At 71.7% G+C, this 4,234-nt stretch carries 5 protein-coding genes and 2 pseudogenes; 6 read left to right on the top strand and 1 reads right to left on the bottom strand.

What is annotated here, in order from left to right; all coding sequences use genetic code 11:
- From AB0C29_RS36355 to nuoK, 6 genes and pseudogenes are all read left to right on the top strand, one after another.
- Window positions 1-351, top strand: a pseudogene (locus AB0C29_RS36355) (hypothetical protein); the annotation flags it as partial.
- Window positions 351-1,310, top strand: a complete 960-nt coding sequence (gene nuoH, locus AB0C29_RS36350; protein WP_360830222.1) for an NADH-quinone oxidoreductase subunit NuoH — start codon at window positions 351-353, stop codon at window positions 1,308-1,310. The pseudogene AB0C29_RS36355 and the gene nuoH, both read left to right, overlap by 1 nt.
- 109 nt (window positions 1,311-1,419) lie before the next feature.
- Window positions 1,420-2,535, top strand: a complete 1,116-nt coding sequence (locus AB0C29_RS36345; protein WP_360830219.1) for a serine hydrolase domain-containing protein — start codon at window positions 1,420-1,422, stop codon at window positions 2,533-2,535.
- A gap of 108 nt (window positions 2,536-2,643) precedes the next feature.
- Window positions 2,644-3,228, top strand: coding sequence for an NADH-quinone oxidoreductase subunit I (locus AB0C29_RS36340; protein WP_360551708.1), 585 nt, complete (start codon window positions 2,644-2,646; stop codon window positions 3,226-3,228).
- Window positions 3,225-3,740, top strand: a complete 516-nt coding sequence (locus AB0C29_RS36335) for an NADH-quinone oxidoreductase subunit J (RefSeq protein WP_360830215.1) — start codon at window positions 3,225-3,227, stop codon at window positions 3,738-3,740. The genes AB0C29_RS36340 and AB0C29_RS36335 overlap by 4 nt, the downstream gene beginning before the upstream one ends.
- Window positions 3,740-4,111 carry an NADH-quinone oxidoreductase subunit NuoK gene (gene nuoK, locus AB0C29_RS36330; protein WP_360551712.1) on the top strand — a complete coding sequence of 124 codons (372 nt, stop codon included), beginning with the start codon at window positions 3,740-3,742 and terminating at the stop codon, window positions 4,109-4,111. Before AB0C29_RS36335 ends, nuoK begins: the two co-directional genes overlap by 1 nt.
- A gap of 28 nt (window positions 4,112-4,139) precedes the next feature.
- Here nuoK and AB0C29_RS36325 read toward each other — a convergent pair.
- A pseudogene (locus AB0C29_RS36325) lies at window positions 4,140-4,234 on the bottom strand (ATP-binding cassette domain-containing protein); the annotation flags it as partial.

The following is a 4,234-nucleotide window of genomic DNA, read 5'->3' as shown; positions in this document are numbered from 1 at the left end:
GAGCGCCCGGTCCGCCCGGCAGGAGAGCGCCCGGCCCGGCCGGAACGCCGGGCAGCTCCGGCGGCCGATCCGGGAACGGACCCGCAAGCGGTCCAGGCCGGGACGGGGGAGCAGGCGCCGCCGGGACCAGGTGGGCAGGCAGCGCCCGGACACGCGGCACCGCCCACGGTGGATCCGGCAGCGGCCGGACCGGCCGAGACGATCGGTGCCGGCCAGGCCGAGGCAGCCGAGGCCGCCGACCAGGCAGGCGCGGCGAAGGCCGCCGCGGATGCCACGCCGCCGCCGGAGACCCCCGGCACGCCGCCGGAGACGGGAACTGCGCCGGAGACCAGCGACGGGAAGGACACCTGATGCCGCTCTGGCTCGATCTGGGAGTCCGGGTCGTCGCCGTGGTCGCCGCGTTCCTGGTGGTGCCGCTGGTCGTCGGCCAGATGGAACACAAGGTCATGGCCCACATGCAGAGCCGGCTGGGCCCGATGTACGCGGGCGGCTTCCACGGCTGGGCGCAACTCGTCGCCGACGGCGTCAAGTTCGTGCAGAAGGAGGACATCACCCCGCGGGACGCCGACCGCCGGGTGTTCCAGCTGGCCCCGATCGTGGCGCTGTTCCCGTACCTCATCGTCCTGCTGGCCATCCCGCTCGGGCCCGGCGGCCTGGTCGCCCAGCCGATGGACATCGGGTTGTTCTTCGTTCTCGCCGTCCTCGGCGTCGGTGTGGTCGCCGTGCTGATGTCGGCGTGGGCGTCGGCGAACAAGTACAGCCTGCTCGGCGGCCTGCGCGGCGCGGCCCAGCTGCTCGGTTACGAGCTGCCGCTGGTGCTGTCGGCCGCGAGTGTCGCGATGGCCGCGGGCACGCTGAGCCTGCCCGGCATCGTCGAGGCCTGGTCGCCGTGGTGGTTGATCTGGCAGGCGCCGGCCGCGCTGGTCTTCTTCGTCTCCGGGCTGGCCGAGATCCGGCGGCCGCCGTTCGACATGCCGATCGCCGACTCGGAGCTGGTCTTCGGCTACATGACCGAGTATTCCGGGCTGCGTTTCGCGTTCTTCCTGCTCGCCGAGTACGTCGGCATCGTCGTCATCGCCGCCCTGACCACCGTGCTGTTTCTGGGTGGCTGGCACGGCCCGGACCCGGCCCACTTCGGCTGGCTGTGGACGCTGGTGAAGGTGTTCGCGGTGTCCTTCGTGGTCATCTGGCTGCGGGTCAGCTATCCGCGGCTGCGCGAGGACCAGTTGCAGCGGCTGTGCTGGCTGGTGCTGGTCCCGGTGGCGTTGGCCCAGCTCGTGCTGACCGCGGTGGTGAAACTCGCACTGTAGGGGTGGGGCTGGCCCCACCCTCGGTTGTGGGGCTGGCCGGCTCGTCCCGGCGGGCCGTCTCCGAAAGGCTTGAGGGGTCCCAGCAACCCCTGCCGAGGAGCTCTCACCGATGTCCCTGCGTCATGTCGCAGCAGCCGTCCTGACCACCGGCGCCCTGGTCGCCGGCGTCGCCCAGCCGGTCAGTGCCGCCCCGCGTGATCCTGTCCGTGACCAGTTGCAGCAGCTCGTCGGGGACGGCGGTGCCCCGGGTGCGCTGGCCGCGGTCAAGGGCCGCGACGGCCGCACCCGTGATCTCACCGCCGGAGTTGGTGACCTGCGCACCGGCGCTCGCGTCCCGGCCGACGGCCAGGTCCGGATCGGCAGCAACACCAAGACGTTCGTGGCCGTGGCGGTTCTGCAGCTCGTGGCCGAGCAGAAGGTGGCCCTGGATTCGCCGATCGACACCTACCTGCCGGGCCTGGTGCGGGGCGAGGGGATCGACGGCCGGCACATCACCGTGCGGCAGCTGCTGCAGCACACCAGCGGTCTGCCCAACTACACCGACTACCTCGACGTGGACGGCTCGTTTGCGTTGCAGCACACCTACATGGAGCCGCGTGAGCTGCTCGATCTCGCGTTGGCGCATCCGGCCGACTTCGCGCCCGGGGCCAAGTGGGCATACAGCAACACCAACTATGTGGTGGCCGGCCTGCTGATCCAGAAGGTGACCGGGCGCCCGCTGACCGAGGTGCTCACCGAGCGGGTGATCCGCCGGGCCGGGCTGCGGCACACCTACTTCCCGGCCGTCGGCGAGCAGGGCATCCGGGAACGGCACCCGCAGGGCTACCACCCGGACGCGGCGGGCAAGCCGCGTGACGTCACCACACTCGACCCGTCCTGGGGCTGGGCCGCCGGGCAGATGATCGCCACCCCGACAGACCTGAACAAGTTCTTCGGCGCGCTGCTGGCCGGCCGCCTGCTGCCGGCCGCGCAGCTGAAGGAGATGCGCAAGACCGTCCCGGCGGACATGTGGCCCGGCGCCCGGTACGGCCTGGGCCTGCTGAGCTATCCGCTCAGCTGCGGAGGTCTGGCCTGGGGCCACGGCGGTGACATCCCGGGTTACGAGACCCGTGGCGGCGTCACCGAGGACGGTCGCGCGGCGACGGTGGCCGTGACCTCGACGCCGGTCGACGAGGCATCGGCCGACAAGGTGCTGAAGGCCGTGGACACGGCCCTCTGCGCATAGCCGGGGAGTGCGGCCGGGCGCCCTCAGGACGCCCGGCCGCAACCCGTCGGACAACAGAAGCGGGGGTGTGCTCGCCTACGCCGGTGGGACCGGGCAGGATATGCCCTTATGAGCGAGCAGGGAGATCGGCACACGCCGGGCCAGGGCCTGATCAACGGTCTGGCCGTCACGCTCAAGACGATGACCAAGCGCAGCAGCACCCAGCAGTATCCGGACGTCGAGCCGGACCTGCCGCCGCGCTCCCGCGGGGTCATCGCCCTGCTCGAGGAGAACTGCACGGTCTGCATGCTGTGCGCCCGCGAGTGCCCGGACTGGTGCATCTACATCGACTCGCACAAGGAAGAGGTCGTCGTTCCCGGTGCCGCCCGGGCCCGGCAGCGCAACGTCCTCGACAAGTTCGACATCGACTTCTCCCTGTGCATGTACTGCGGCATCTGCATCGAGGTCTGCCCGTTCGACGCGCTGCACTGGACCCCCGAGTTCGAGTACGCGGAGACCGACGTGCTCAACCTCCTGCACGACAAGGACCGCCTCGGCGACTGGATGCGGACCGTTCCGCCGCCGCCGGCCCACGACGTGCTCGGCGAGCCGTCGAAGGAGGAGGCCACCGCCGCGCGCAAGGCCGCCGGCCCCGGTGCGGCCACCCCGGCCAAGACCGCGCGCCCGGCCGTACGCCCGGAGCCGGAGAAGTGACGGTCGCCGACGTGCTGCTGCTGGCGCTCGGAGCCGTGGCGGTGGGTTCCGGCGCGGCGGTCGTCACCAGCACCCACCTGGTCCGCTCCGGGCTCTACCTGGTGATCAGCCTGGGCGCGGTCGCCGGGCTCTACCTGGTCCTCGGGGCCGAGCTGGTCGCCTGGGTGCAGATCCTGGTCTACGTCGGCGCGGTGGTCGTGCTGCTGCTGTTCGCGGTCATGCTGACCCGCGCGCCGATCGGCCCCTCCCGTGACCTGGACCGCCCGGCCTGGCCGGCGCTGATCGTCGGGGGCGGGGTCGGGCTGGGCCTGGCCGCGCTGCTGGCCGACGCGTTCCGCTGGACGCTCTACGACCGGCCCGCCCCGGGCACGGCCGAGCGGATGGGCACGCAGATCTTCGGCCAGTGGGTGCTGCCGTTCGAGGTGCTGTCGATCCTGCTGCTCGCCGCCCTGGTGGGTGCGATCGTGCTGTCGCGTCCGGACATCGGCGCCCGCAAGGGGGATGAGGCCTGATGCATGCCGTGATCCCGTACGTGACGGGTGCGCTGCTGTTCGGCCTCGGCGTCTACGGCGTGTTGCGCCGACGCAACGCGATCCTGGTGCTGATGGCGGTCGAGCTGATGCTCAATGCGGTCAATCTGATCTTCGTGACCGCCGACGCCGCGGTCCGGGCCACCCTGGTCGGCGTGCAGATCGAGTCCTGGGCGTATCCCAACGGCCGGCCCGCGCACTCCGGCGGGGTGTTCGCCCTGTTCGTGATCGTGCTGGCCGCCGCCGAGGTGGGCGTGGGCCTGGCCATCGTGCTGCAGTACTACCGGATGCGCCGGGCGGTGCACGTCGACGAGGTCGCCCTGCACCACGACGACGAGCAGGTCAGCCGGTGATCGCGGAGGTCTTCGGGACGGCGCTGTTCGGCTCGTCCAGCAGCAGCACCTGCGGGTCGTGCACCAGGGCCGCGGCGACCCGGGTGCGCTGGCGCATGCCCTTGGAGTACGTCTCGATCCGGC

This window comes from Actinoplanes sp. NPDC048791 (assembly GCF_040650095.1).
In the GTDB taxonomy this organism is placed as follows: Bacteria; Actinomycetota; Actinomycetes; order Mycobacteriales; family Micromonosporaceae; genus Actinoplanes.
Note: the sequence above shows the minus strand (reverse complement) of the source record. Positions and strands in the feature narration are given on the sequence as shown.

Excerpts from the sequence above, each read along its gene's own strand:
- nuoH (WP_360830222.1), top strand. The coding sequence starts at position 351 with ATGCCGCTCTGGCTCGATCTGGGAGTCCGGGTCGTCGCCGTGGTCGCC.
- AB0C29_RS36345 (WP_360830219.1), top strand. The coding sequence starts at position 1,420 with ATGTCCCTGCGTCATGTCGCAGCAGCCGTCCTGACCACCGGCGCCCTG.
- AB0C29_RS36340 (WP_360551708.1), top strand. The coding sequence starts at position 2,644 with ATGAGCGAGCAGGGAGATCGGCACACGCCGGGCCAGGGCCTGATCAAC.
- nuoK (WP_360551712.1), top strand. The coding sequence starts at position 3,740 with ATGCATGCCGTGATCCCGTACGTGACGGGTGCGCTGCTGTTCGGCCTC.